We start from the raw sequence: 25,334 nt of genomic DNA on the forward strand, positions 1-25,334 counted from the left end.
CCATCGTCAGATCGCCCGCAGCGTCACCGGGAGGCGGTCCTTCGGAACCGGCAGCGTGGTGTTGTCGAGCTTCCAGGTGTAGCCGTCGGGGACCGACCACTCGTACTCGAGCAGGAGGTTGTGCATGATCGTCTTGATCTCCATCTGGGCGAAGTACAGGCCGATGCACTTGTGCACGCCACCACCGAACGGCATCCATGCGTACCGATGCGACTTGTCCTCGGCGCGTTCGGGGGAGAAGCGGTCCGGATCGAACCGTTCGGGATCCGTCCACAGCGCCGGGTTGTGGTGGTTGACCATTCCGATCGCGCTGACGTACGTGCCCTTCGGGACGAAGTGTCCGTCGATCTCCGTGTCCTCCAAGGCTCGTCGGGCCAGACCGGGCACCGGCGAGTTCAGCCGCAGCGACTCCTTCATGACGGCGTCCAGCACCGTGAACTCCGCGAGGTTGTCGTACGTGATGTCCCGCGGCAGCGCGCGGGACTGCGCGCGGGCCTTCTCCTGCCACTCCGGATGCAGGGCAAGGTAGTACGCCATCGTGGTGAGCGTGATGGTGGAGGTGTCGTGTGCCGCCATCAGCACGAAGATCATGTGGTTGACCACGTCCTCGTCGGTGAAGGTGTGGCCCTCCTCGGACCGTGCCCGACACAGCACGGAGAACAGGTCGGGGGTTTCGGTGGCGCGCTTGGCCGGCAGGTGCGCGCGGAAGAACTCCTCGAGCACGGCACGACCGGCCAGGCCGCGGGCCCACTTGGTTCCGGGGATGTTCCTGCGCACGAGGGACATCCCGGCGTTGACGCAGTCGATGAAGGCCTTGTTGATCCGGCCGGCCTCCGGGCGCGGCAGATCCATGCCCAGGAAGATCTCCAGGGCCAGGTCCAGGGTGAGTTCCTTGAAGCGGTCCAGGATCAGGATGTTCTCGCCGACGGGTAGGCCACGGACGCCGTCGCGCAGCATCGGCTGCATGTCGTCCAGGTAGCCGCGCAGGTGCTTGTTGTTGAAGGCCTGCTGCAGGATCAGCCGGTGGTGTCGGTGTTCCTCGAAGTCCATCAACAGGATTCCACGGCGGAAGAACGGCCCGATGAGGAACCCCCACGCCGGCTCGGCGGCCAGCGCCTTCTGCCGATTCGCGGCCACCGACTCAGCGCCGTCGGCGGTGAGCGGCACGGCGAACTTCTGGCCGAACGCGTTGATGTAGGTGATGTCCCCGAAGGCCTCCCGGCGCTGCGCCACCAGCCGAACCGGGTTGCGGAAGAATCGCAGGAGTTCGATGACCCCCGGATCGCCGGTACCGTTGATCGGGCGGAGGTCGCTGCCGGCCGGCGGTGGTGCCAACTGCTTGGTACGCACGGGATCTCCTATCGGGTGGGGGCGGATTCGCCGAGCGAGTTCAGCAGCGGTCGGGGGTCGATCCCGACCCGGCGCCACGCCTCGTACGCCCAGGGCAGGTACAGCGCGCGGAGCGGAAGCCGGTTGACGAGCGGGTTGATGCGGCGCGAGAACGCTGCGAAGCGTTGGAACTGCCTCTCCTTCTTCGGATTCCAGTCGAGTCCGCACACCTCGCGCATCTGCGGGGGAAGCGTGCCGACAACGACGATGCGCATGAACGCGTTGATCGGCGCGGACAGCAGGTTCCACACGGGCGCCGGAATCCGCCACGGTCGCGGCACGCCCTTGCGGATGTACCCGGTGGCGTACAGGATCGTCGGCGTCGGCACGAACCGGTCGAGCATCTGCGCCCAGTACTCCAGGAACTCCTCGTAGGTCTGCGGCTGGCTCCGATCGCTGACCCCGTAGATCTGGTACCAGATCCGGCCCTCCTCGAAGATCCGCACCTTCTCCTCGTACGAGAGCCGGCGGATGAAGGTGTCGGTGATGTAGAGGACCTGGTCGACGAAGGTGGCGTGCGCCCAGTAGAAGAGCTCCGGGTTGAGCGCGTGATAGCGCGAGCCGTCGCTGATCGTGCCCTTGATCGGCTTGTGGAAGTCGCGGACCGTGCGTCCCCAGTGATAGGGGTCGTCGCTGTAGACGGTCTTCATGATCGGCGGCCCGCTGCGGCGGGCCCGGCCGAGGGTGTCGGAGAAGATCACCGAGTGGTCCTCGACCGCCTTACCGAGCTGCTCGACGCAGTTCTCGGTCCCGGCGAGTCGCTGGAAACCCAGTAGTCCGCGCACGTCGCCGTAGTACTTCCAGATCAGTGAATCGGGGCCCAGGCGCGGCGAGTCGGCGGCGGACTCTGCGTCGACGGGCATGGGGACCGCCTCGCGGATGGCGGCGTCGAAGTCGAGCGGCATCGGTAGTTCCCTGTCTGCTTTGGGACGGTGGAACAAAAGTGTCTCGCTGTGTCAGAAACTAGCACCGAGTGATCTGTGACACAAGAACGGATCCGCTCGAACGACGAGTTGCTTCGCGAGAAAGTCCGCGCATGCGACGGGTCTCGGGGAGAGTGGACGATGAGCCCCTCGACGGGCGCCGCTTCCGTTTCCCGGAGGGTGATGACAGTGGGCGAGCTGCTGCTGAATCCGCACGACTACGACCCGAAGGACTTCGATCCGAACACGCGCCGACTGCTGCGCGCGACGATCGACTGGTTCGAGGCCCGGGGCAAACGCCGGCTGCTGCAGGACGACCTGCACGCGATCTGGACCGGGGACTTCCTGGACTTCGCCGGGCGAGAGGGTCTGTTCGCGACGTTCCTCACCCCGGCCTCCGAGGCGAACGGCGATCCCAACAAGCGGTGGGACGCCGCCCGCAACGCCGCGCTGAGCGAGATTCTCGGGTTCTACGGGCTGTCCTACTGGTACCTGTGGCAGGTGACCGTGCTCGGGCTCGGGCCGATCTGGATGAGCGACAACCCGACGGCCCGGCGACGCGCGGCCGAACAGTTGGATGCCGGCGGGGTCATGGCGTTCGGCCTGTCCGAACGCGAGCACGGCGCCGACGTGTACTCGACCGACATGCTGCTCACCCCCCGTACCGACACGGCGGACGGCACGGCCGCGTTCCGCGCGAACGGCACCAAGTACTACATCGGCAACGGCAACGTCGCCGGCATGGTGTCGGTGTTCGGGCGCCGCACCGACATCGAGGGGGCCGACGGCTACGTCTTCTTCGTCGTCGACAGCCGGCACCTGCACTACCGCCTCATCGACAATGTCGTGCACGGGCAGATGTACGTCAGCACGTTCGCGCTGCGCGACTACCCGGTGCGGGAGGAGGACATCCTGCACACCGGTGCGGACGCGTTCTCGGCGGCGCTCAACACCGTCAACGTCGGCAAGTTCAACCTGTGCACGGCGTCGATCGGGATCTGCGAGCACGCCTTCTTCGAAGCGATCACGCACGCTCACAACAGGGTTCTGTACGGCCGGCGGGTCACCGACTTTCCGCACGTGCGGGCCAACTTCGTGGACGCCTACACCCGGCTCGTAGCGATGAAGCTGTTCAGCGCCCGCGCGGTCGACTACTTCCGCAGTGCGGGACCGGAGGATCGCCGGTACCTGCTGTTCAACCCGATGACCAAGGCGAAGGTCACCTCGGAGGGCGAATCGGTGATGGCGTTGCTGCACGACGTCATCGCCGCCAAGGGCTACGAGAAGGACACCTACTTCCGGGAGGCCGCCGAGCTGATCGGCACGTTGCCCAAACTCGAGGGCACCGTCCACGTCAACGTCGCGCTGATCCTCAAGTTCATGCCGAACTACCTGTTCAATCCGGCGTCGTATCCCGATGTCGCCACCCGCACCGACCCCACCGACGACGCGTTCTTCTGGGCGCAGGGCCCCACCCGGGGCGCGGGCAAGGTCCAGTTCCAGGACTGGACCCGGGTGTTCGACGAGCATGCCGACATCCCCAATGTCGCGCGGTTCCACGAGCAGGCGCTCGAGCTACGTGAGTTGCTCGCGACGGCCGGGCCGGACGACGCGCAGCGGGAGGACCTGGACTTCCTGCTCACCGTCGGGCATCTGTTCGAGCTGGTCGTCTACGGGCAGCTGATCCTCGAGCAGGCCGACATCGTCGGCCTCGACCGTGATCTGCTCGAGCAGATCTTCGACTTCCAGATCCGCGACTTCTCCCGGTATGCCGTTGCTCTGCACGGCAAGCCGTCGTCGACGGACGCGCAGCAGGAGTGGGCGATCAGCGCGATCCGCAAGCCCGCCGTCGACACCGAGCGGTTCGACCGGGTGTGGGAGCAGGTCGTGGGGTACGACGGCGCGTACGAGATGCGGCCCTAGGCTGACGGCATGACTGACAGCAAGGATGACGCGAATCGGTGGGCCGAGGTCGATCGCTACCTGGTCGAGACGGTGGTCGGCGCGGACGACGCACTCGACCACGCACTCGCGGCCAACGCGTCGGCGGGGCTGCCGCCGATCGATGTGTCGCCGACGCAGGGCAAGCTGCTGAACCTGCTGGCGCGCATGGTCGGCGCGACGCGCGTGCTCGAGATCGGCACCCTCGGTGGGTACAGCACCATCTGGCTCGCCCGTGCGGTAGGGGAGTCCGGGCGGGTGGTCACGCTCGAGTACGAACCCCGGCATGCTGCGGTCGCCCGGGACAACGTGGACCGCGCCGGTGTCGGCGGCCGGGTCGACATCCGGGTCGGTGCGGCGCTGGACAGCCTGCCGGCCGTCGAGGCCGACGGCATCGCGCCCTTCGACCTGGTGTTCATCGACGCCGACAAGGTGAACAACTCCAACTATGTGCGGTGGGCGCTGCGGTTGTCGCGGCCCGGCACGGTGATCGTCGTCGACAATGTCGTCCGCGGCGGATCGGTGTCCAACCCCGACCTCGACGACGAGGCCGTCCGCGCCAGCCGCGAGGTGCTCGACCTGCTGGCGGCCGAACCCCGACTCGATGCCACCGCGCTGCAGACCGTCGGGTCGAAGGGCTGGGACGGTTTCGCTCTTGCGCTGGTGGTGAATTGAAACGCGGTCCCCGACGCTGTTCGAGCTGACGCGGACGCGTCGTGCACGTATGGTGTGACGCGCGTGAATCGAACTGACCGTCGAACCTGGGGGACACCGCCGAATGCACAAGCTGAGAACCACTATTGCCGCGGCCGGGCTGGCCGTGCTCCCGCTCCTCGCGGCTGCCCCGGCACATGCCGCCTCGCTCAACATCCCGGGACTAATCAATCAGGGCATCGACACCCTCGAGTACACCGCCGGGTCCGGGGTCTCCGACACCGTTGCCTCGTTGGGCCAGTACGCAGCCGCGCACGCGTATCTCACCGGTGATCCTGCCTCGCGCTACATCGTGGTGCTCGGTGCCCGACTCGACGCCGACGGGTTGCTGCCGGGGGTTCTCAACGCTCGGTTGGATACCGCGGCCGCGATCGCGCGCCTCCATCCGATGAACAAGGTGATCGTCGCGGGTGGGCCGACGCAACCTCTGCCGTACAGCGAATCGCAGGCGATGTTCGCCGGCCTGGTGCTGAGGGGTGTCAATCCCGCGAGCATCATCCTCGAGAACGCCTCGTACTCGACGGTCGACAACGCGCGCAACACCACCGGAATCCTCTCCGCAAATGGCGCGGACGGAGCCGTCCTCGTCACCTCCGCGTCGCACATCGACCGGGCGCTCGGGGCGTTCCGATCCGCGTCGGGCCAGTTCCGGTACACGCCCGTGGCCGTTCCCGGTTGGTGAAACCGGATCGTCGCGCCACGGCAGGCTGAGTGGGCGGCCGCGGCGGGGAGGTAAGGCATGGCGGTTGTGTTGGCTCTGCCGTTCACGGGTCGGTGGCTGGTGCAGAACAGTCCGGCACGGCGAGTGCCCAGCCATGGTGTCGACGTGTTCGGCCAGCGATACGCGATCGACTTCGTCGGGGTCGACGATCGAGGCAGGACAGCGTCGGCACGTGACTGGCGCACGTTTCTTGCGACGGAGCCGCCGTCCCGGTTCTTCGCCTTCGGGCGCCCGATCCTGGCTCCGGTCGACGGTGTGGTCGTTCAGGCGCATGACGGGGAGCCCGATCACCAGGCGCGCAGATCTCAGTTCGCTCTGATCCCCTATGCGGTGGGGCAGCCGTCCCGCCTGCGGCAAGGTCCGGCCTCGATCGCGGGGAACCACCTGATCATCCAGGACCGGCGCAGCGGGATGTTCGTCGCGGTGGTCCACCTGCGGGCAGACACGCTCAGCGTCGCAGTGGGCGACGAGGTGGCGCTGGGGCAACAGATCGCCGAGTGCGGGAACTCGGGAAACTCGACGCAACCGCACGTGCACGTCCAGGTCATGGACAGCCTCGACCTTGCTGTTGCGCAGGGTGTTCCGATGGAGTTCGGGAACTATCGCCAATGCAGCCGTGACGGCACGGGCCTGTGCGACGTCGACTCGGGTATCCCCGAGGAAGGCACGATCGTCACCGCACTCGTTCCCGACGGTCGCTAGGCGCGGGGGCGGGCGGACCGACCCGAATCGGACTCGCCTCCCGGTGTGGGGCGCCGGCCGGTCGTAGCATCGGGTCCGTGGCCAATCCGACCGTCCGCTCCGATGCCTCCGATCCGCTGCGTGTGCTCGTCTACAGCAGTGACGCCTCGACACGCGAGCAGGTGATGCGAGCCCTCGGTCGGCGCCCGCATCCGGACCTTCCGGAGTTGGAGTACGTGGAGGTCGCGACGGCGCCCGTGGTGGTCCGCACGATGGACGCGGGCGGGATCGATCTGGCGATTCTCGACGGCGAGGCGGCGCCGGCAGGTGGCCTGGGAATCGCCAAGCAGCTCAAGGACGAGCTCGATGTGTGCCCGCCGGTGGTGGTGCTGACCGGACGCGCCGACGATGCCTGGCTCGCGGACTGGTCGCGGGCGGAGGCTGCGGTGCCGCACCCGATCGACCCCTTCCGCCTGGCAGCGGCCGTTGTTCCGCTGCTGCGGCGGCCGTGATGTAACCGGTTCCGGCTCGATATTGCGCCGGCATCGGAAGACTCGCGGGGTAAAACCGAAGCCAAGGGTGGCGCCTGTCCCGGTAGGCTGAGGCGTAGATCACATTCTGCGGGTGGATTCTCCTGATTGCGTGATTGTGCGTCTCTCGTGGCTACCCGCCGCTCGTGGTCTGGGTGCGACCGTCCGGCATCGGGCATGGGCGGCCAGGCTCGCGACGAGAGGAGCTGAGGCGACGTGAACGCATACGTGCCGATTCTCGTGCTCGGGGCGATTGCCGCCGCGTTCGCGGTCTTCTCCGTGATCGTCGCGTCGGTCGTGGGACCCAGGCGGCTCAACCGTGCCAAGCTCGAGCCGTACGAGTGCGGGATCGAGCCAACCCCCGCGGAAGTCGGGCGTGGCCTGGCCGGACAGCGGATCCCGGTGAAGTACTACCTCACAGCGATGCTGTTCATCATCTTCGACATCGAGATCGTGTTCCTCTACCCGTGGGCCGTCCACTTCGACGCGCTCGGTGTGTTCGGTCTGGCCGTGATGGCCGTGTTCGTGTTCAACGTCGCGGTGGCCTACGTGTACGAGTGGCGGCGTGGGGGATTGAGCTGGGACTAGGCGTGTTTCGGGTGACTACCGAGCGGAGGTGAACCGGGTATGGGTCTCGAGGAGAAGCTGCCGAGTGGTTTCGTGCTGAGCACGGTCGAGACCGTTGCCGGCTACGCGCGCAAGGGCTCGCTGTGGCCTGCCACCTTCGGCCTGGCCTGCTGTGCGATCGAGATGATGGCCACCACGTCCGGCCGGTTCGATATCGCCCGCTTCGGGATGGAGGCGTTCCGGGCGTCCCCACGCCAGGCCGATCTCATGATCGTCGCCGGCCGGGTCAGTCAGAAGATGGCACCGGTGCTGCGTCAGGTCTACGACCAGATGGTCGAGCCCAAGTGGGTGCTCGCGATGGGGGTGTGCGCGTCGTCGGGTGGGATGTTCAACAACTACGCGATCGTGCAAGGCGTCGACCACGTGGTTCCGGTCGACATCTACCTGCCCGGCTGTCCGCCGCGCCCCGAGATGCTGCTCAATGCGATCCTGATGCTGCACGCCAAGATCCAGGAGATGCCGCTCGGGGTCAATCGTGAGCAGGCCGTGCGGGCGGCGGAGGAGGCGGCGCTGGCCGCCAGGCCCACGATCGACCTCGGCTTGCCGGGGCACGGCGCGGGGACGGTGCTGCGATGACGGACGAGCGTGACCGCGGCCTCGGTGGCCCCGATCCCGAGGCCACCGCCGGTCCGGAGGGGACGGTGCCACCCGAGTCGGTCGCGGGCGGCGAGATGATCGGTCTCCGGCAGGGCATGTTCGGGGTCGGTGGCACCGGCGACACATCCGGTTACGGTCGACTGGTGCGACCGGTCACGTTGCCGGGCGGCACAGCTCGTCCCTACGGCGGCTACTTCGACGTTGTCGTCGACACGCTCGCCGCCGCGCTCGACGGCAGCGGCACGCTGTTCGACGACGCCGTCGAGCGGGTCGTCGTCTTCCGCGGGGAGCTGACCCTGCACGTGCGGCGCGAGTGCCTGCCGACGGTCGCACGGTTGTTGCGCGACGACCCGGACCTGCGGTTCGAACTGTGCCTGGGGGTCAGCGGGGTGCACTACCCGCAGGACTCCGGGCGGGAACTGCACGCGGTGTACCCGCTGATGTCGATCACCCACGGCCGCCGGATACGGCTCGAGGTGGCCGTGCCGGACGCCGACCCGCACGTCCCGTCGCTGTACGGGGTGTACCCCACCACGGACTGGCACGAGCGGGAGACCTACGACTTCTTCGGCCTGATCTTCGACGGTCACCCGTCGCTCGCCAGGATCGAGATGCCCGACGACTGGGTGGGACACCCACAGCGCAAGGACTACCCCCTCGGCGGCATTCCCGTCGAGTACAAGGGGGCGAAGATCCCGCCACCGGACGAACGGAGGGCCTACCAGTGAGCCATCCTCGCGATCCCTTCGCTCGGAACGGTGACGGCGACGCGGTGTTCACCGTCGGCGGGCAGGACTGGGACGAGTTCGCGGACGCGGCCACCGCGGCGCACGACGCCGGGGCGGAACGCATCGTCGTGAACATGGGTCCACAGCATCCGTCGACGCACGGGGTGCTGCGGCTGATCCTCGAGATCGAGGGGGAGACGGTCACCGAGGCCCGCTGCGGTGTCGGATACCTGCACACGGGGATCGAGAAGAATCTCGAGTACCGCAACTGGACGCAGGGCGTCACGTTCGTCACCCGGATGGACTATCTGTCCCCGTTCTTCAACGAGGTCGCGTACTGCCTGGGCGTCGAGAAGTTGCTCGACGTCACCGACCAGATCCCCGACCGCGCCACCGTCATCCGTGTCCTGCTCATGGAGCTCAACCGGATCTCGTCCCATCTCGTCGCGCTCGCGACGGGCGGCATGGAACTGGGCGCGATCACCCCGATGCTGTTCGGCTTCCGGGAACGCGAACTGGTCCTGGACGTGTTCGAGATGATCACCGGATTGCGCATGAACCACGCGTACATCCGCCCCGGCGGGCTGTCGCAGGACCTTCCCGACGGCGCCGTCGGGAAGGTGCGCGAGCTGCTCGACCTCATGCCGCGCCGGTTGAAGGACATCGAGGACCTGCTGAGCGCCAATCCGATCTGGAAGGCCCGAACGAAGGGGATCGGCTACCTGGACCTGACGGGCTGCATGGCTCTCGGTGTCACCGGACCCGTTCTGCGTGCCACCGGCCTGCCGCTGGACGTGCGCCGGTCGGATCCGTACTGCGGCTACGAGACCTACGAGTTCGACGTCGTCACCGAGTCCGGATCCGACTGTTACAGCCGCTACCTCATCCGTCTGCGCGAGATGGCCGAGTCGCTGAAGATCGTCGAACAGTGCCTCGATCGCCTGCGCCCGGGACCGGTCATGTTGGCGGACAAGAAGATTGCCTGGCCCGCCGACCTGGCCGTCGGCGCCGACGGGCTCGGGAACTCGCTCGAACACATCCGGCGGATCATGGGCACCTCGATGGAGGAACTGATCCACCACTTCAAGCTGGTCACCGAGGGATTCCGGGTACCTCCCGGCCAGGTGTACATCGCGGTGGAGTCGCCGCGCGGCGAGCTGGGCGTGCACATGGTCAGCGACGGTGGAACCCGGCCCTTCCGGGTGCACTACCGGGATCCGTCGTTCACCAATCTGCAGGCCGTCTCTGCGATGTGCGAGGGAGGCATGGTGGCCGACGTGATCGCGTCCGTCGCCAGCATCGATCCCGTCATGGGGGGAGTGGACCGATGACCGACGCGCGAGAAGCCGACGGACCGGGCCCGGTGTTCGTCGAGTTGGGCCGTCCCGGCGACCGTCCGAGCTATCCGCCGGACGTGCACGCCCGGCTGGCGGCCGACGCCGAGGAGATCATCGCCCGCTACGAGACCCGCGATGCCGCGGCGGACCACGAGCACGGCCCCGACGGCCCCGGCCGTTCGGCGTTGCTGCCGCTGCTGCACCTGGTCCAGTCCGAGGACGGCTACGTCTCCCCGGCGGGAATCGACTTCTGCGCACGACAACTCGGTCTCACTGCTGCCGAGGTCACCGCGGTCGCCACGTTCTACACGATGTACCGGCGCAGTCCCACCGGCACGTACCACGTCGGCGTCTGCACCAACAGCCTGTGCGCGGTGATGGGTGGTGACGCGATCCACGCCGCGCTCCGTGAACACCTCGGGATCGACGACGCCGAGACCACCGCGGACGGATCGGTGACCCTCGAGCACATCGAGTGCAATGCGGCCTGCGACTTCGCGCCCGTGATGATGGTGAACTGGGAGTTCTTCGACAATCAGACACCGGCGTCGGCGACCGGGATAGTGGACGCCCTCCGGTCGGGAGAGACCGTCACCCCCAGTCGCGGTGCGCCGCTGTGCTCGTTCCGCGACACGGCCCGGGTGCTCGCCGGGTTCCCCGATCGGCGCCCCGGGGCGCTCGAGGCGGGCGGCGGGGCCGGCGACGCGACACTGGCCGGCCTGCGTGCCAGTCGCGAGCATCAGGATCGTCCGGGGCACGACGGGGCCGACGCACTGACACCGGTGCTGAGCCGGTACTGGGACGAGGCTCGGTCGTGGACCCTCGACACCTACCACCGCCATGACGGCTACACCGCGCTGCGGAAGGCGCTCGGAACGAACCCGGACGAGGTGATCCAGACGGTCAAGGACGCCGGGCTGCGTGGCCGCGGCGGGGCCGGGTTCCCGACCGGCATGAAGTGGTCGTTCATCCCGCAGGACCCGCCCGTCAGCAGCGCCGCCGGCACCGCCAAGCCGCACTACCTGGTCGTCAACGCGGACGAGTCGGAACCTGGGACCTGCAAGGACATTCCGTTGATGTTGGCGACGCCGCACGCGCTGATCGAGGGGGTGATCATCGCGGCGTACGCGATTCGGGCCGCGCGCGCCTTCATCTATCTGCGCGGCGAGGTGGTCCCGGTGCTGCGCCGACTCCAGGCCGCGGTGGCCGAGGCGTACGACGCCGGATACCTCGGCCGCGACATCCTCGGATCCGGCTACGACCTCGACATCGTGATCCACGCCGGCGCCGGCGCCTATATCTGCGGTGAGGAGACCGCGCTGCTCGACTCGCTGGAGGGGCGCCGCGGGCAGCCGCGTCTGCGCCCGCCGTTCCCGGCGGTGGCCGGTCTGTACGCCTGCCCGACGGTGGTCAACAACGTCGAGTCCATCGCGAGCGTGCCGCCGATCATCCTCGGCGGACCCGAATGGTTCCGCAGCATGGGCAGCGAGGCGTCACCCGGGTTCACCCTCTACTCCCTGTCCGGCCACGTGACCAGGCCCGGACAGTACGAGGCACCGCTGGGAATCACGTTGCGGCAGCTGCTCGACTACGCGGGCGGCGTCCGGGCCGGGCATCGCCTCAAGTTGTGGACGCCGGGCGGATCGTCCACGCCGATCTTCACCGACGAGCACCTCGACGTGCCGCTCGACTACGAGGGCGTCGCCGCGGCCGGGTCCATGCTGGGCACCAAGGCGCTGCAGATCTTCGACGAGACCACCTGTGTCGTCCGGGTGGTGTTGCGCTGGACGGAGTTCTACGCCCACGAGTCGTGCGGCAAGTGCACCCCCTGCCGGGAGGGCACGTACTGGCTGGTGCAGATCCTCGAACGGCTCGAGCGCGGCGACGGCACCGAGGAGGACCTGTCGAAGCTGCTCGACATCTCGGACACCCTCCTCGGCAAGTCGTTCTGCGCACTCGGTGACGGCGCGGCCAGCCCGATCATGTCGTCGCTGAAGTACTTCCGCGACGAATACATCGCTCACCTCGACCACCACGGCTGTCCGTTCGACCCGGGCGAGGCGGCACTCGTCTCCCGGGTCGCCGCGGGACCGGAAAGGGGGACGCCATGACCGTCAACGTCAACGTCGACGCCTCCGGGCAGCCGGTGCTGTCGGACCGGGTGACCTTCACGATCGACGGGGTGGAGGTCACCGTCCCCAAGGGGACACTGGTGATCCGCGCGGCCGAGGGGATCGGGATTCAGATCCCCCGGTTCTGCGACCACCCGCTGCTCGAACCGGTGGGTGCGTGCCGCCAGTGTCTCGTCGAGGTGGAGGGGCAGCGCAAGCCGCTCGCGTCGTGCACCACCGTCGCGACGGACGGCATGGTGGTCCACACCCAGGTCACGTCCGAGGTCGCCGACAAGGCGCAGAAGGGCGTGATGGAACTGCTGCTCATCAACCATCCGCTGGACTGCCCGGTGTGCGACAAGGGCGGTGAGTGCCCGCTGCAGAATCAGGCGATGTCCAGCGGTCGGGCCGAGTCCCGGTTCGGTGGCGTCAAACGCACCTTCCCCAAGCCGATTCCGCTGTCGACCGAGGTCCTGCTGGATCGTGAGCGATGCGTGCTGTGCGCGCGGTGCACGCGGTTCTCGAGGCAGATCGCGGGCGACCCGATGATCGAACTCCTCGAACGCGGCGCGCTGCAGCAGGTGGGCATCGGGGAGGACGAGCCGTTCGACTCGTACTTCTCCGGCAACACCGTCCAGATCTGCCCGGTCGGTGCCCTCACCGGGGCGGCGTACCGGTTCCGGGCGCGGCCGTTCGACCTGGTCTCGAGCCCCAGCGTGTGCGAGCACTGCGCGAGCGGATGCGCGCAGCGCACCGATCACCGCCGCGGCACCGTGCTGCGTCGCCTGGCCGGTGACGATCCGCAGGTCAACGAGGAGTGGAACTGCGACAAGGGCCGTTGGGCGTTCACGTACGCCGGTGAGCCGGATCGGATCGAGACGCCGATGATCCGCGGCGCCACGGGTGATCTGGTTCCCGCTTCGTGGCCGGAGGCGCTGGCGGTCGCGGCGCGGGGGCTGCGATCGGCCGACGGCGGCGTCGGTGTGCTGGTCGGTGGGCGGGTCACGTACGAGGACGCCTACGCCTACTCGAAGTTCGCGCGGATCGTGCTGGGCACCAACGACGTCGACTTCCGTGCGCGCGTGCACTCGGCCGAGGAAGCGGACTTCCTCGCGGCCCGGGTAGCCGGCCGCATGCTGGGCGCAGATCCGGCGGCGGTCACCTACGACGATCTCGATCGGGCGCCTGCCGTCCTGCTGGTCGCGTTCGAACCCGAGGAAGAATCGCCGATCGTCTTCCTGCGGCTGCGAAAGGCAGTGCGTACCAAGAGGACCGTGGTGCTCTCGATTGCGCCGTTCGCGAGCCGTGGTCTCGGGAAGATATCCGGCCGGCTGCTGCGTGCGGTCCCCGGAGACGAGCCGGCGCTCCTCGACGAGTTGGGCAGTTCGGAGTTCCTGCGTTGCCCCGGCGCGGTGATCCTGGTCGGGGAGCGGGCCGCTGCGATCCCGGGCGCGTTGTCCGCGCTGGCGCGCCTCGCCGACGACACGGGGGCGCACCTGGCGTGGGTGCCGCGGCGGGCCGGTGAGCGCGGTGCGCTCGAGGCCGGGGCGCTGCCGTGCCTGTTGCCCGGCGGTCGGCCGGTCGTGGACGCCGAGGCCCGTCGGCAGGTTGCCGCCGCGTGGGGGGTCGGCGACCTCCCGGGCACGACCGGCCGCGACACCGCTGCCATGCTCGCCGCCGCCGTATCGGGGGATCTCGGTGGATTACTGGTCGGTGGTGTCGAACTCGACGATCTGCCGGATCCGCGGCTCGCATTGTCGGCGATCGACACCGCCGGGTTCGTCGTCAGCCTCGAGTTGCGTCGCAGCGCGGTCACCGACCGTGCCGATGTGGTGTTCCCGGTGGCGCCCGTCGCGGAGAAGGACGGCGCCTTCGTCGATTGGGAAGGCCGTGGGCGACCGTTCGAGGCCGCGCTGCGCACCACCGGCACCGTGCCCGACCAGCGGGTGCTCGACGCCCTCGCCGCCGAGATGGGTGCCCGCCTCGGTCTGCCGGACGTCGCCGCCGCGCACGCCGAACTCGGACGGCTCGGGGCGTGGGACGGGACTCGCCCCACCGCGCCCGGCGTGGTTCCGCGCGGGGCACGGGAACCGGGTCCGGGCGAGGCCGTGCTCGCGGGCTGGCGGATGCTGCTCGACGCCGGGCGGATGCAGGACGGCGAACCGTACCTCGCGGGCACGGCCCGCGCACCGGTGCTGCGACTCTCGGCCGACTGCGCCGACGAGATCGGTGCCCGGGACGGTGATCCGGTGACCGTGGAGAGCGACACGGGAGCCGTCACGCTGCCGCTCGAGGTGACCGACCTGCCCTACCGGGTGGTGTGGCTGCCGCTGAACTCGCCCGGGTCGGCGGTGTACCGGCAACTCGGCCGGGGGCCCGGCGACGTCGTACGCATCCGCCGCGGAGAGTTCGCCGGCGCAGCGGCGAATCCGGCACGGGGGGAGGCTCGGCGATGACCACCCCGATCACCACCCTGGCCTACACGGACCTGTCGATGTTCGGACACGACCCGTGGTGGCTGGTCGTCGCGAAGGCACTGGGCATCTTCGTGTTCCTGGTGCTCACCGTGCTGATCGCGATCTACGCCGAACGGAAGGTGCTGGCGTGGATGCAGATGCGGGTCGGCCCCGACCGGGTCGGCCCCCGCGGCATCCTGCAGAGCCTCGCCGACGGCATCAAGCTCGCGCTCAAGGAGGGCATCGTCCCCAAGGGCGTCGACAAACCTGTCTACCTCCTGGCGCCGATCATCGCGACCGTGCCGGCGTTCATGGCGTTCGCGGTGATCCCGTTCGGTCCCGAGGTCTCGATCCTCGGACACCGGACACCGTTGCAGCTCACCGACCTGCCGGTGGCCGTCCTCTACATCCTCGCCGTCACCTCCGTCGGCGTGTACGGAATCGTGCTGGCGGGGTGGGCATCCGGTTCGACCTATCCGCTGCTGGGTGGCCTGCGGTCCACCGCGCAGGTGATCTCGTACGAGGTTGCGATGGCGCTGTCGTTCGCGGCGGTGTTCCTCGATGCCGGCACGATGTCGACGTCGGGAATCGTTGCCGCGCAGAACGGCCACTGGTACGTGTTCCTACTGCTGCCGTCGTTCCTCATCTACGTCACGTCGATGGTCGGCGAGACCAATCGGGCGCCGTTCGACCTGCCCGAGGCCGAGGGCGAACTGGTCGGCGGTTTCCACACGGAGTACTCGTCGCTGCGGTTCGCGATGTTCATGCTCGCCGAGTACGTCAACATGGTGACGGTTTCGGCGCTGGCGGCGACGCTGTTCCTCGGTGGCTGGCACGCGCCGTGGCCGCTGAACATGTGGGATGGCGCCAACTCCGGGTGGTGGCCGCTGCTGTGGTTCGCCGCGAAGGTCTGGGGCTTCCTCTTCGTGTTCGTCTGGCTGCGCGGCACCCTGCCGCGCCTGCGTTACGACCAGTTCATGAACCTCGGATGGAAGGTGCTCATCCCGGTCTCCGTCGTGTGGGTCATGGTGGTCGCCGCGGTGCGCGCGATGCGCATCGAGGGCTACGAGACCCGGTGGATCGTCCTCGCGGTCGGCGGCGCGGTCGTGGGACTGCTCCTGCTGGCGCTGCTGTACCGCAAGCTGCGTTCCGGACCGCCGGTGCCGGGCCCGGAGACACCGTCGGTGCGCGAACCCTTCGACCCGATGGCCGGTGGATTCCCGGTTCCGCCCCTGCCTGGCCAGGGCGCACGGTCCGACCGCACGCTCGTGCGGTCCGGCCACTCCGGAAAGGAGGATTTCGATGCCTGACTTCTTCGACTCCGTAGCGGGTTTCGGTGTGACCTTCTCGACGATGTTCAAGAAACCCGTGACCGAGTTCTATCCCGAGCAGAAGGTGCCGACGGCCGAGCGGTACCACGGCCGCCACCAACTCAACCGCCACCCGGACGGCCTCGAGAAGTGCATCGGCTGCGAGTTGTGTGCGTGGGCGTGCCCGGCCGACGCGATCTACGTCGAGGGCGCCGACAACACCGACGAGGAACGGTTCTCGCCGGGGGAGCGGTACGGCCGCGTCTACCAGATCAACTACCTGCGCTGCATCGGCTGCGGGCTCTGCGTCGAGGCGTGTCCCACCCGCGCGCTCACGATGACCAACGAATACGAGATGGCCGACGACAACCGCGCCGACCTGATCTACGAGAAGGACCGGCTGCTCGCGCCGCTGCAGCCGGGCATGGAACCCCCGCCACACCCCATGGCGCCGGGCAGCACCGACGAGGACTACTACCGGGGGACGGTGACCGGCACGGCGACCGGTCCCGCGACGCGACCCGGGGAGGTGACCTAGTGGACGCCGGGATGTTGAACGCGACGGCGCTGCTGGCCGCGGACACCTTCACCCGGACATCCACCGGTGAGGGCGTGCAGTTCTGGATCCTGGGCACCATCGCGGTGATCGGCGCGCTCGGCGTGGTGTGCGCGCCCAAGGCGGTGTACTCGGCGATCTTCCTCGCGATGACGATGATCATCCTCGCGGTCTTCTACATTGCACAGGGTGCGCTGTTCCTCGGCGTCGTGCAGGTGGTGGTCTACACCGGCGCGGTGATGATGCTGTTCCTGTTCGTGGTGATGCTCATCGGCGTGGACTCGTCCGATTCGCTGGTCGAAACGCTTCGCGGGCAGCGGATTGCCGCGGTCGTGGCCGGGGTCGGGTTCGGGCTGCTGCTGATCGGGGGACTCGGCAATGCGACGGTCGGGTCGATCGGCCCGGACGGCACGCGGGTCGGATTCGTGGGCCTGGACCGGGCGAATGCCGGCGGAAACGTCGAGGGCCTCGCCGAGGTCGTGTTCATCAGGTACGTGTGGGTGTTCGAACTCACCGGCGCGCTGCTGATCACCGCGACGATCGGCGCGATGGTGCTGGCGCACCGCGAACGCTTCGAGCGGCGCCTCGGTCAGCGGGAGATGTCCCAGCAGCGGTTCCGCGACTGGGGTGCGGGCGAGCCCGACGCGACCGCCCGCGTCACGCCACCGCCCAGCCCCGGCGTCTACGCGCGGCACAACGCCGTCGACATGCCGGCGCGACTGCCCGACGGCACCTACGCGCGGGAATCGGTCAGCAAATTGCTCACGCCGCGCAGTGTTCCGCCGGCCGCCGAGTCGTCCGACCCGGAGGGGGAGCGATGAACCCGGAGAACTACCTGTACCTGGCGGCGCTGCTCTTCACGATCGGCGCGGCGGGAGTGCTGCTGCGGCGCAACGCGATCGTCGTGTTCATGTGCATCGAGCTGATGCTCAACGCCGCCAACCTGGCCTTCGTGACGTTCGCCCGGATGCACGGCAACCTCGACGGCCAGGTGTTCGCGTTCTTCACGATGGTGGTCGCCGCGGCCGAGGTCGTCATCGGACTCGCGATCATCATGACCATCTTCCGCACCCGTCGTTCGGCCTCGGTCGACGACGCCGACCTGCTGAAGTACTGACGTGAACGGGGGGACGGGAATTCAGTCACTCATCTGGCTCCTGCCGGCACTGCCGCTGGTCGGCGCCGCGGTCCTACTGCTCGCCGGTCGGCGCAGCGACCGCTGGGGCCACCTCCTCGGGTGCACCGCGGCGCTCGCATCCTTCGTGGTCGCGGTGGCACTGTTCGTCGACCTGATCGGCCGGGACGCGTCGGACCGTGTCGCGCAGCAGGATCTGTTCACGTGGCTTCCGGTGGCCGGGCTGCAGGTGGACTTCGGCCTCCGGCTCGACCAGTTGTCGATCAGCTTCGTGCTGCTGATCACCGGCGTCGGATCGCTCATCCACATCTACTCGGTCGGCTACATGAAGACAGATCCCGATCGCAGGCGGTTCTTCGCGTACCTCAATCTGTTCCTCGCCGCGATGCTGCTGCTGGTCCTCGCCGACAACTACCTCGGCCTCTACGTCGGCTGGGAGGGTGTGGGTCTCGCGTCGTACCTGCTCATCGGGTTCTGGCAGTTCAAGCCGACCGCCGCGACCGCGGCGAAGAAGGCGTTCGTGGTCAACCGCGTCGGCGACATGGGTCTGATCGTCGCGCTGATGATCATGTTCGCGACGTTCGGCTCGGTGTCGTTCACCGACGTCCTCGGCGGTGTGGGCGACGCGAGCGGCGGAGTGACCACCGCGCTCGGCCTGACCTTGCTGCTCGCGGCGTGCGGCAAGTCGGCGCAGGTTCCGCTGCAGTCGTGGCTGGGCGACGCGATGGAGGGCCCCACACCGGTGTCGGCGCTCATCCACGCGGCGACGATGGTCACCGCGGGTGTCTACCTGATCGTCCGATCCGGCCCGATCTTCGAGGCGTCGCCCGGCGCACAGGTCGCGGTCGTGCTCGTCGGAGCGGTCACCCTGCTGTTCGGCGCGATCATCGGCTGCGCCAAGGACGACATCAAGAAGGCGCTCGCGGCGTCGACGATGAGCCAGATCGGCTACATGGTGATGGCTGCCGGACTCGGTCCGGCGGGTTACGCGTTCGCGATCATGCTGCTGCTCGCCCACGGGTTCTTCAAGGCCGGACTGTTCCTCGGCGCCGGATCGGTGATGCACGGGATGAACGACGAGACCGACATGCGCCGTTACGGCGGACTGCGGACACTGATGCCGATCACGTTCGCCACCTTCGGTTTCGGCTACCTCGCAATCATCGGGATACCGCCGTTCTCCGGCTTCTTCTCCAAGGACAAGATCATCGAGGCCGCGTTCGGGTCGGGCGGTGTCGGTGGCGCCGCCCTCGGCACCGTCGCGCTGCTCGGTGCCGGTCTGACGGCGTTCTACATGACGCGCGTGATGCTGATGACGTTCTTCGGCGAACGGCGCTGGGAAGCGGGCACCCATCCGCACGAGTCGCCCGGTGTGATGACGGTGCCGATGGTGGTGATCGCGGTCGGCTCGGTCGCGGCCGGTGGGTTGCTCGCGATCGGCGGCACGCTCGAGCACTGGCTCGACCCGGTCTGGACCGAGTTCGGCGCGGCCGCGGAGCATGCGGAACTCGCCGTCCCGGTGTGGGCGATCACCGTCGTCACGCTGGCGGTGGTCCTGGTCGGTGTCGGCATCGCGTGGCGGCAGTACGCGACACGCCCGGTCCCCACCTCGGCGCCGGAGGAGGTGTCGGTCCTGACCGTCGCCGCGCGCAGCGACCTCTACGGCGATGCCGTCGACGAGGCCGTGTTCATGCGCCCCGGACAGCAGTTGGTGCGGGCGTTGACGACGGTCGAGGACAAGGGCATCGACGGAGTGGTCGGCGGTGTCGCCGGCCTGCTCGGTGTCGCGTCGGTGGCGCTGCGGCGGTTGCAGACCGGCTTCGTCCGGTCGTACGCCCTGTACATGTTCGTCGGCGCGGCCGTCGTGGTCGCCGCCGCACTGGTCGGGAGGGCGGGATGAACGACTTTCCCTGGCTGACGGTGCTGTGGGCACTGCCACTGGTGGGTGCGGCCGCGGCACTGGGGACGCCGGCCCGGACGAGGGTCGTCGCGAAGTGGCTGGCGGTGGCGGCGGCACTGCTGACCCTCGTGGTGGCCGTGGTCCTCGCGATCCGCTTCGACCCGGGTGGCGAGCAGTATCAGTTCGTCGAATCGCATTCGTGGATACCGGCTTTCGGGACCCGGTACGAGCTGGGTCTCGACGGCATCGCGTTGGCGCTGGTGCTGCTGACCGCCGTCCTCGTGCCGCTGCTGTTGCTGGCCGGGTGGCGTGATGTGGCCCCGGACGATTCTCGGCCGCGCGCCACGCACATGTACGTCGCGCTGATCCTGATCGTCGAGTCGATGGTGCTGATGTCGTTCCTGTCCCTCGACATCCTGCTGTTCTACGTCTTCTTCGAGGCCATGCTGATCCCGATGTACTTCCTCATCGGTGGGTTCGGGCCGGCCGGCATCGGTCGGTCCCGCGCGGCCATGAAGTTCCTGCTGTACAACCTGTTCGGCGGCCTGATCATGCTCGCCGCGGTGATCGGTCTGTACGTGGTGACGGCGGGGGCGGACAGCCCGTTCGAGACGGGGACGTTCGACTTCCGGGCCATCGTCGACGCCGTGTCCTCCGGCGCGCTGCCGATCGATGCGCCGGTCGCCAACGCACTGTTCCTCGGGTTCATGTTCGCGTTCGCGGTGAAGGCGCCGCTGTGGCCGCTGCACAGCTGGCTCCCGGACGCCGCGGTCGAGGCCACCCCGGTCAGCGCCGTCCTCATGATGGCCGTGGTCGACAAGGTGGGCACGTTCGCGATGCTGCGCTACTGCCTGCAGCTGTTCCCCGACGCCGCACAGTATTTCGCGCCGCTCGTGGTGACGCTCGCCGTGATCAGCATCGTGTACGGCGCGCTGCTGGCGATCGGTCAGACCGACGTGATGCGCCTGATCGCGTACACCTCGATCTCCCACTTCGGCTTCATCGTGCTGGGCGTGTTCGCGATGACCAGCCAGGGCCAGAGCGGCTCGACCCTCTACATGGTCAATCACGGATTCTCCACCGCCGCACTGATGCTGGTGGCCGGATTCCTGGTCTCGCGCCGCGGCACCCGGGCCATCGCGGACTACGGCGGTGTGCAGAAGGTGGCGCCGCTGATGGCCGGCACGTTCCTGATCGCCGGCCTGGCCACGCTGTCGCTGCCGGGGCTGGCCCCGTTCATCAGCGAGTTCCTCGTGCTGATCGGGACCTACACCCGCTATCCGCTGGCCGCGGTCCTCGCGACGATCGCGCTGGTCCTCGCGGCGCTGTACGTGCTGTGGCTGTACCAGCGGATGATGACCGGCCCGGTCCGGACCGGGAACGAACGCATCCGCGATCTGAGACGTCGTGAGATCGCGGTGGTCGCGCCGCTGATCGCGCTGCTCCTGATCCTCGGGGTCTATCCCAAGCCGATCCTCGACGTCATCACACCCGCGGTCGACAACACGCTGACCACGATCGATCGGCAGGATCCCGGGCCGGTCGTCGCCGAGCAGGACGGAGGTGGCCCCCGGTGACTCTCGCCGACGGAGTTCTGCCCGCCCCCAGCATCGAGTACAGCCTGCTCTCGCCGATGCTGATCGTGTTCGGTGTCGCGGTCGTCGGTGTCCTCGTCGAGGCGTTCGGGCCCCGGCGCATCCGGTACGCGACCCACGTCGTGCTCGCGCTCGGCGGTCTCGCTGCGGCGTTCGTCGCGGTCGTCGCGCTGTCCGGGACACGGGCCGTCGCCGTCTCGGGGTCCGTCGCGATCGACGGTCCGACGCTGTTCCTGCAGGGGACGATCCTGCTGGTGTCGATGCTCGCGATCGCGCTGATAGCCGACCGGGGCACGGACCGGAGCGCCGATCGGGTCGGTGCGGCGGCCGGCGGCGGACCGGTCGACGCGTTCACGCCGCGCGCGTCCGCCGTCCCGGGCAGTGTGGCCGAGAAGGAGGCGACCAGGGCCGGGGTCACACAGACCGAGGTGTTCCCGCTGACGATGTTCGCGGTCGGCGGCATGCTGCTGTTCCCCGCGGCCGACGACCTGCTCACGATGTTCGTCGCGCTCGAGGTCCTGTCCCTGCCGCTGTACCTGCTGTGCGGGTTGGCCCGTCGACGGCGACTGCTCTCCCAGGAGGCCGCCCTCAAGTACTTCCTGCTCGGAGCTTTCTCGTCGGCGTTCTTCCTCTTCGGCGTCGCGCTGCTGTACGGCTATGCCGGCACGGTCGAGCTGTCCGGCATCGCCGACGCCATCGCTCCGGGGACCGGCGACGAGGCCCTGGCTCAGATCGGCCTCGGATTGCTCTCGGTGGGCCTGCTCTTCAAAGTCGGTGCGGTGCCGTTCCATTCGTGGATCCCGGACGTGTACCAGGGCGCGCCCACGCCGATCACGGCGTTCATGGCGTCGGCCACCAAGATCGCGGCCTTCGGTGCGGCGCTGCGAGTCTTCTACGTGGCCGTGCCCGGGCTGGACTGGGACTGGCGTCCGCTGCTGTGGGCGGTCGCGATCCTGACGATGGTCGTCGGCGCGGTCCTCGCGGTCACCCAGACCGACGTCAAACGGATGCTGGCGTACTCGTCGGTGGCGCACGCCGGATTCATCCTCACCGGGTTGATCGCCGGCAACGAGGCCGGACTCTCGTCGACGATGTTCTATCTGCTCGCGTACGGCTTCAGCACGCTCGGGGCGTTCGCGGTGGTGAGTCTGGTCCGTGACTCGCGCGGGGCCGAGGTCACCGACCTGGCGCGGTGGGCAGGGCTCGGCCGGACCTCGCCGATGCTGTGCTCGGTCTTCGCGCTGTTCCTGCTCGCCTTCGCGGGCATCCCGCTCACCAGCGGATTCGTCAGCAAGTTCGCGGTGTTCCAGGCCGCGGCGTCGGGCGGTGCCGTGCCACTGGTCATCGTCGGCGTGATCAGCAGCGCGATCGCCGCGTTCTTCTACGTGCGGGTGATCGTGCTGATGTTCTTCTCGGACCCTCCGGCGGGCGCGCCGACCACGGTGGTATCCAGTGGTCCGACCATCGCGGCGATCACCGTGGCGGCGGCGGTGACGGTGATCCTGGGCATCGTGCCGCAACCAGTGCTCGATCTCGCGGAGCGGGCGGCGAGCGCCCTCGTCTGATCGGGCGGTTCTGGCACGCAACCTCGGGCGCGGGGTGCGACACCCGACGTTCACCTGGGTTACGCAAAACCCACACGCAGGGAAACGAGCGACGTTATGGTCAGCGCCATCCTTCCACGCGAACCCCGAGGTGGCCCATGAGCTTTCCGGACCGGAACGTCTCCCGTCGTAGTTTCCTCACGGGGTTGTCGGTGGTCGGCGCCGCGGCGGTGTTCCCCGTCGCCGCACAGGCGACGCCGGTCCTGCGCCAGGCCCCCGACTCGGGGGCCGGATTGATTCGGAATCCGGAGTTCGGGAACGGAATCATGGCCGGTGTGCCGCGCACCGACGGTGCGACGCTGTGGACGCGGATCGGTGCGCCGGGTGGGGGCGGCAGCCTCGGTTCCGCCAGCGCCGGCGGCAGTCTCGGCCCCGGCAGCCTCGGTTCCGGCGCGCTCGGCAGCGCCGGCGCCGCGGGCGGCGAACTGGCGGTGATCGTGTCCACCCGGGAGGACCTGTCCGCGCCGGTCCTGGCCGAGCGGGTCCAGGTGCGCGAGGATGCTGACGGCACAGTGCATTTCGATGCGACCGGGCTCGCCCCCGGCGAGACCTACTACTACCAGTTCCGCGGCGACGGGGGAGAGTCCCCGGTCGGCCGATTCCGGACGTTGCGGCCCGCCGACTCCAACGAACCGGTCCGCATCGGTTGGTTCACCTGCCAGGGATTCGAGGAGGGCTACTACGCGGCCCACCGCCACCTCGCCGAGGAGGACCTGGACTTCGTGGTGTGCCTCGGCGACTACGTTTACGAGTTCACCATGCCCGGGGTCCGTGGGTTCGATCTCAATGCGTTCCCACAGGGGCTCGACAGCATTCGGGACAAGTACCGCAGGTACCGCTCGGACGCCGACCTGCGGCTGATGCACAGCCGGCACGCGTTCCTGCCGATCTGGGACGACCACGAGTTCCGCAACAACTACAGCAAGGACGGATGGACCTTCCCGGTGATCTCACCGATCGACGGCGCGATCGGGTTCCAGCAGAAGAAGCAGTGGGCGTGGCAGGCGTGGTTCGAGCACATGCCGGTGCCACGGTTCGCGGACGACCCGTTGCGCACCTACCGGTCGCTGCGGGTGGGGCGGACGGTGGAGTTGTTCGCACCGGATACCCGGCAGTACCGAGACCGTCAGGCGTGCGGCGATTCGCTCGATCACATCGTGTGCGCGGACGCCGATGCACCGGGCCGCACGATGCTGGGCGCGCCGCAGAAGCGGTGGCTGCTCGACGGCATGACCGGGTCGGACGCGACCTGGAAGGTGGTCGCGAACGCGAACATGATGATGGGCATGGTGGTGGCGGACAACGGCACCCGGGCCTACATGGACACCTGGGACGGCTACGGCGCCGAGCGGGCCGAGATCCTGTCCACCGCGGCCCAGTCGGTCGAGAACATGGTCCTCGTCACGGGAGACGACCACGACGGGTGGGCGGGGGAGTTGTGGGACACCGGATTCGCCCCGGGCACGTCGAGCGGTGAGCAGGTGAACGCGCCCGGCACTGCGCGGGCGGGCGTCGAGTTCGTGGTCCCGTCCGTCACGTCCACGAACACCGGGGACGGCGGGTACACCGTCGGCGGCAGCAGTGGCGACCCGGTCGGCGCGGCACGGGCCGAGGAGATCAACCGGCGCGACCACAACCCACACATCAAGCACGCCGACATGGTCAGCCACGGCTACGGACTGCTCGACGTCGACGCCGGCGAGGCGCGTTTCAGCTTCCGCACGGTAGACAAGCTGAACCCGAACGCCGATGTGGTGACGTCGAAATCGTTCCGCACCCCCGCCGGGCAGGCGGTGCTCGAGTCGGACTGACGGTCGGCCGGGATCGGGCCGTGACACAACCATCTGGAGGCCCCACCGTGTCGGTGGGGCCTCCAGCGGGTCGTGCGTCAGGAACCGAAGTTGAACCCGCCACCGGCGCCACCGGCGCCGCCACCGGCAGCTCCTGCCTCGGAGCCGGCCGAACCGCCGTCCGAACCGAATCCGATATTGCCTCCGAACATCGCGGACAGCAGGGCCGAGAAGATCGCGGAGATGGACATATTCGCTCCTGTGGGTCACTCGATCCAGGTCGACACCGGTTGGTGTCAGGAGCCAGTGGACCGTGCACGGGGCCGCCGACGTGGGGGATCGGCGGCAGGTTAGGGGGCGATTAGGGGACTGCTAGGGGAATCGTCCTGCCTCCCCGTTCACCTACGGAATCCCCTACTCGGGGCCCCTGATTCGGGCATTCGACCGTCGCACGTGGAGGTGATCTGGTAGCGGTCGCGCGCCGGTCGGTGGGGCGAGCGTCGACGTCGGTCGGTGCCCGTGTCGATCATCCGCACATGGCCGTTCAACTGGGCTGGCAGTGTGGCGGTTGCGTCGCTCCATTCGATCCGGCCGGCGTGCTCCGGATCCACTCGACGTCATCGCCGAGCAGACCCTCGGATTGCCGAGGGAGCCGCGGTGACCGGGTTACCGCAACGGAGCAGCCGGCC

Annotated in this window: 21 protein-coding genes and 1 pseudogene; 19 read left to right on the plus strand and 3 right to left on the minus strand. The window is 68.5% G+C overall.

Annotated features, from left to right (window positions below; translation table 11 throughout):
• Positions 1 to 6: 6 nt before the first annotated feature.
• Both HUN07_RS10885 and HUN07_RS10890 read right to left on the minus strand, forming a co-directional pair.
• Positions 7 to 1,350 (minus strand): cytochrome P450, encoded by a 1,344-nt coding sequence (locus tag HUN07_RS10885; RefSeq protein ID WP_174909666.1) that lies wholly within the window; start codon positions 1,348 to 1,350, stop codon positions 7 to 9.
• A gap of 8 nt (positions 1,351 to 1,358) precedes the next feature.
• Positions 1,359 to 2,294, minus strand: a complete 936-nt coding sequence (locus HUN07_RS10890; protein WP_174909668.1) for an oxygenase MpaB family protein — start codon at positions 2,292 to 2,294, stop codon at positions 1,359 to 1,361.
• Positions 2,295 to 2,495: 201 nt separating this feature from the next.
• Between HUN07_RS10890 and HUN07_RS10895 the strand changes: the two genes are divergently transcribed.
• From HUN07_RS10895 to HUN07_RS10985, 19 genes and pseudogenes are all read left to right on the plus strand, one after another.
• Positions 2,496 to 4,235 carry an acyl-CoA dehydrogenase family protein gene (locus HUN07_RS10895; RefSeq protein ID WP_174914631.1) on the plus strand — a complete coding sequence of 580 codons (1,740 nt, stop codon included), beginning with the start codon at positions 2,496 to 2,498 and terminating at the stop codon, positions 4,233 to 4,235.
• Between the two features lie 9 nt (positions 4,236 to 4,244).
• Positions 4,245 to 4,928 carry an O-methyltransferase gene (locus HUN07_RS10900; RefSeq protein ID WP_114719688.1) on the plus strand — a complete coding sequence of 228 codons (684 nt, stop codon included), beginning with the start codon at positions 4,245 to 4,247 and terminating at the stop codon, positions 4,926 to 4,928.
• A 103-nt stretch (positions 4,929 to 5,031) separates the two neighbouring features.
• Positions 5,032 to 5,649 (plus strand): YdcF family protein, encoded by a 618-nt coding sequence (locus HUN07_RS10905; protein WP_114719690.1) that lies wholly within the window; start codon positions 5,032 to 5,034, stop codon positions 5,647 to 5,649.
• 57 nt (positions 5,650 to 5,706) lie between these two features.
• Positions 5,707 to 6,390 carry a M23 family metallopeptidase gene (locus tag HUN07_RS10910; protein ID WP_114719692.1) on the plus strand — a complete coding sequence of 228 codons (684 nt, stop codon included), beginning with the start codon at positions 5,707 to 5,709 and terminating at the stop codon, positions 6,388 to 6,390.
• Positions 6,391 to 6,467: 77 nt separating this feature from the next.
• Complete coding sequence (locus HUN07_RS10915) at positions 6,468 to 6,881, plus strand: Rv3143 family two-component system response regulator (RefSeq protein WP_174909670.1); 414 nt, start codon at positions 6,468 to 6,470, stop codon at positions 6,879 to 6,881.
• A 234-nt stretch (positions 6,882 to 7,115) separates the two neighbouring features.
• A complete protein-coding gene (locus HUN07_RS10920; RefSeq protein ID WP_114719694.1) occupies positions 7,116 to 7,487 on the plus strand; it encodes an NADH-quinone oxidoreductase subunit A in 372 nt (123 codons plus the stop codon).
• A 39-nt stretch (positions 7,488 to 7,526) separates the two neighbouring features.
• Entirely contained in the window at positions 7,527 to 8,102 is a 576-nt protein-coding gene (locus HUN07_RS10925; protein WP_114719696.1) for a NuoB/complex I 20 kDa subunit family protein, read from the plus strand.
• Positions 8,099 to 8,851, plus strand: a complete 753-nt coding sequence (locus HUN07_RS10930; RefSeq protein WP_174909672.1) for an NADH-quinone oxidoreductase subunit C — start codon at positions 8,099 to 8,101, stop codon at positions 8,849 to 8,851. The genes HUN07_RS10925 and HUN07_RS10930 overlap by 4 nt, the downstream gene beginning before the upstream one ends.
• Entirely contained in the window at positions 8,848 to 10,182 is a 1,335-nt protein-coding gene (nuoD, locus tag HUN07_RS10935) for an NADH dehydrogenase (quinone) subunit D (protein ID WP_174909674.1), read from the plus strand. Before HUN07_RS10930 ends, nuoD begins: the two co-directional genes overlap by 4 nt.
• Positions 10,179 to 12,299 carry an NADH-quinone oxidoreductase subunit NuoF gene (nuoF, locus tag HUN07_RS10940; RefSeq protein ID WP_174909676.1) on the plus strand — a complete coding sequence of 707 codons (2,121 nt, stop codon included), beginning with the start codon at positions 10,179 to 10,181 and terminating at the stop codon, positions 12,297 to 12,299. Before nuoD ends, nuoF begins: the two co-directional genes overlap by 4 nt.
• Positions 12,296 to 14,755 (plus strand): NADH-quinone oxidoreductase subunit G, encoded by a 2,460-nt coding sequence (locus tag HUN07_RS10945; RefSeq protein ID WP_174909678.1) that lies wholly within the window; start codon positions 12,296 to 12,298, stop codon positions 14,753 to 14,755. The genes nuoF and HUN07_RS10945 overlap by 4 nt, the downstream gene beginning before the upstream one ends.
• A pseudogene (gene nuoH, locus HUN07_RS10950) lies at positions 14,752 to 15,999 on the plus strand (NADH-quinone oxidoreductase subunit NuoH); the annotation flags it as partial. The gene HUN07_RS10945 and the pseudogene nuoH, both read left to right, overlap by 4 nt.
• 58 nt (positions 16,000 to 16,057) lie before the next feature.
• Entirely contained in the window at positions 16,058 to 16,603 is a 546-nt protein-coding gene (gene nuoI / locus HUN07_RS10955; protein WP_114719708.1) for an NADH-quinone oxidoreductase subunit NuoI, read from the plus strand.
• A gap of 11 nt (positions 16,604 to 16,614) precedes the next feature.
• A complete protein-coding gene (locus HUN07_RS10960) occupies positions 16,615 to 17,442 on the plus strand; it encodes an NADH-quinone oxidoreductase subunit J (protein ID WP_114720020.1) in 828 nt (275 codons plus the stop codon).
• Positions 17,439 to 17,738 carry an NADH-quinone oxidoreductase subunit NuoK gene (gene nuoK, locus HUN07_RS10965; RefSeq protein ID WP_107985339.1) on the plus strand — a complete coding sequence of 100 codons (300 nt, stop codon included), beginning with the start codon at positions 17,439 to 17,441 and terminating at the stop codon, positions 17,736 to 17,738. Before HUN07_RS10960 ends, nuoK begins: the two co-directional genes overlap by 4 nt.
• Before the next feature lies 1 nt (position 17,739).
• A complete protein-coding gene (nuoL, locus tag HUN07_RS10970; protein WP_114719712.1) occupies positions 17,740 to 19,656 on the plus strand; it encodes an NADH-quinone oxidoreductase subunit L in 1,917 nt (638 codons plus the stop codon).
• On the plus strand, positions 19,653 to 21,233 hold the full coding sequence (locus tag HUN07_RS10975) for an NADH-quinone oxidoreductase subunit M (RefSeq protein WP_174909680.1): 1,581 nt from the start codon (positions 19,653 to 19,655) through the stop codon (positions 21,231 to 21,233). Before nuoL ends, HUN07_RS10975 begins: the two co-directional genes overlap by 4 nt.
• Positions 21,230 to 22,816: an NADH-quinone oxidoreductase subunit NuoN gene (gene nuoN, locus HUN07_RS10980; RefSeq protein WP_258557710.1), complete on the plus strand. Its 1,587-nt coding sequence runs from the start codon at positions 21,230 to 21,232 to the stop codon at positions 22,814 to 22,816. The genes HUN07_RS10975 and nuoN overlap by 4 nt, the downstream gene beginning before the upstream one ends.
• 137 nt (positions 22,817 to 22,953) lie before the next feature.
• Positions 22,954 to 24,666 carry an alkaline phosphatase D family protein gene (locus HUN07_RS10985; protein WP_174909682.1) on the plus strand — a complete coding sequence of 571 codons (1,713 nt, stop codon included), beginning with the start codon at positions 22,954 to 22,956 and terminating at the stop codon, positions 24,664 to 24,666.
• 77 nt (positions 24,667 to 24,743) lie between these two features.
• Here HUN07_RS10985 and HUN07_RS10990 read toward each other — a convergent pair whose 3' ends face one another.
• Positions 24,744 to 24,896, minus strand: a complete 153-nt coding sequence (locus HUN07_RS10990; protein WP_174909684.1) for a hypothetical protein — start codon at positions 24,894 to 24,896, stop codon at positions 24,744 to 24,746.
• Positions 24,897 to 25,334 lie beyond the last annotated feature (438 nt).

It is taken from the genome of Rhodococcus sp. W8901, from assembly GCF_013348805.1.
Lineage (GTDB): Bacteria > Actinomycetota > Actinomycetes > Mycobacteriales > Mycobacteriaceae > Prescottella.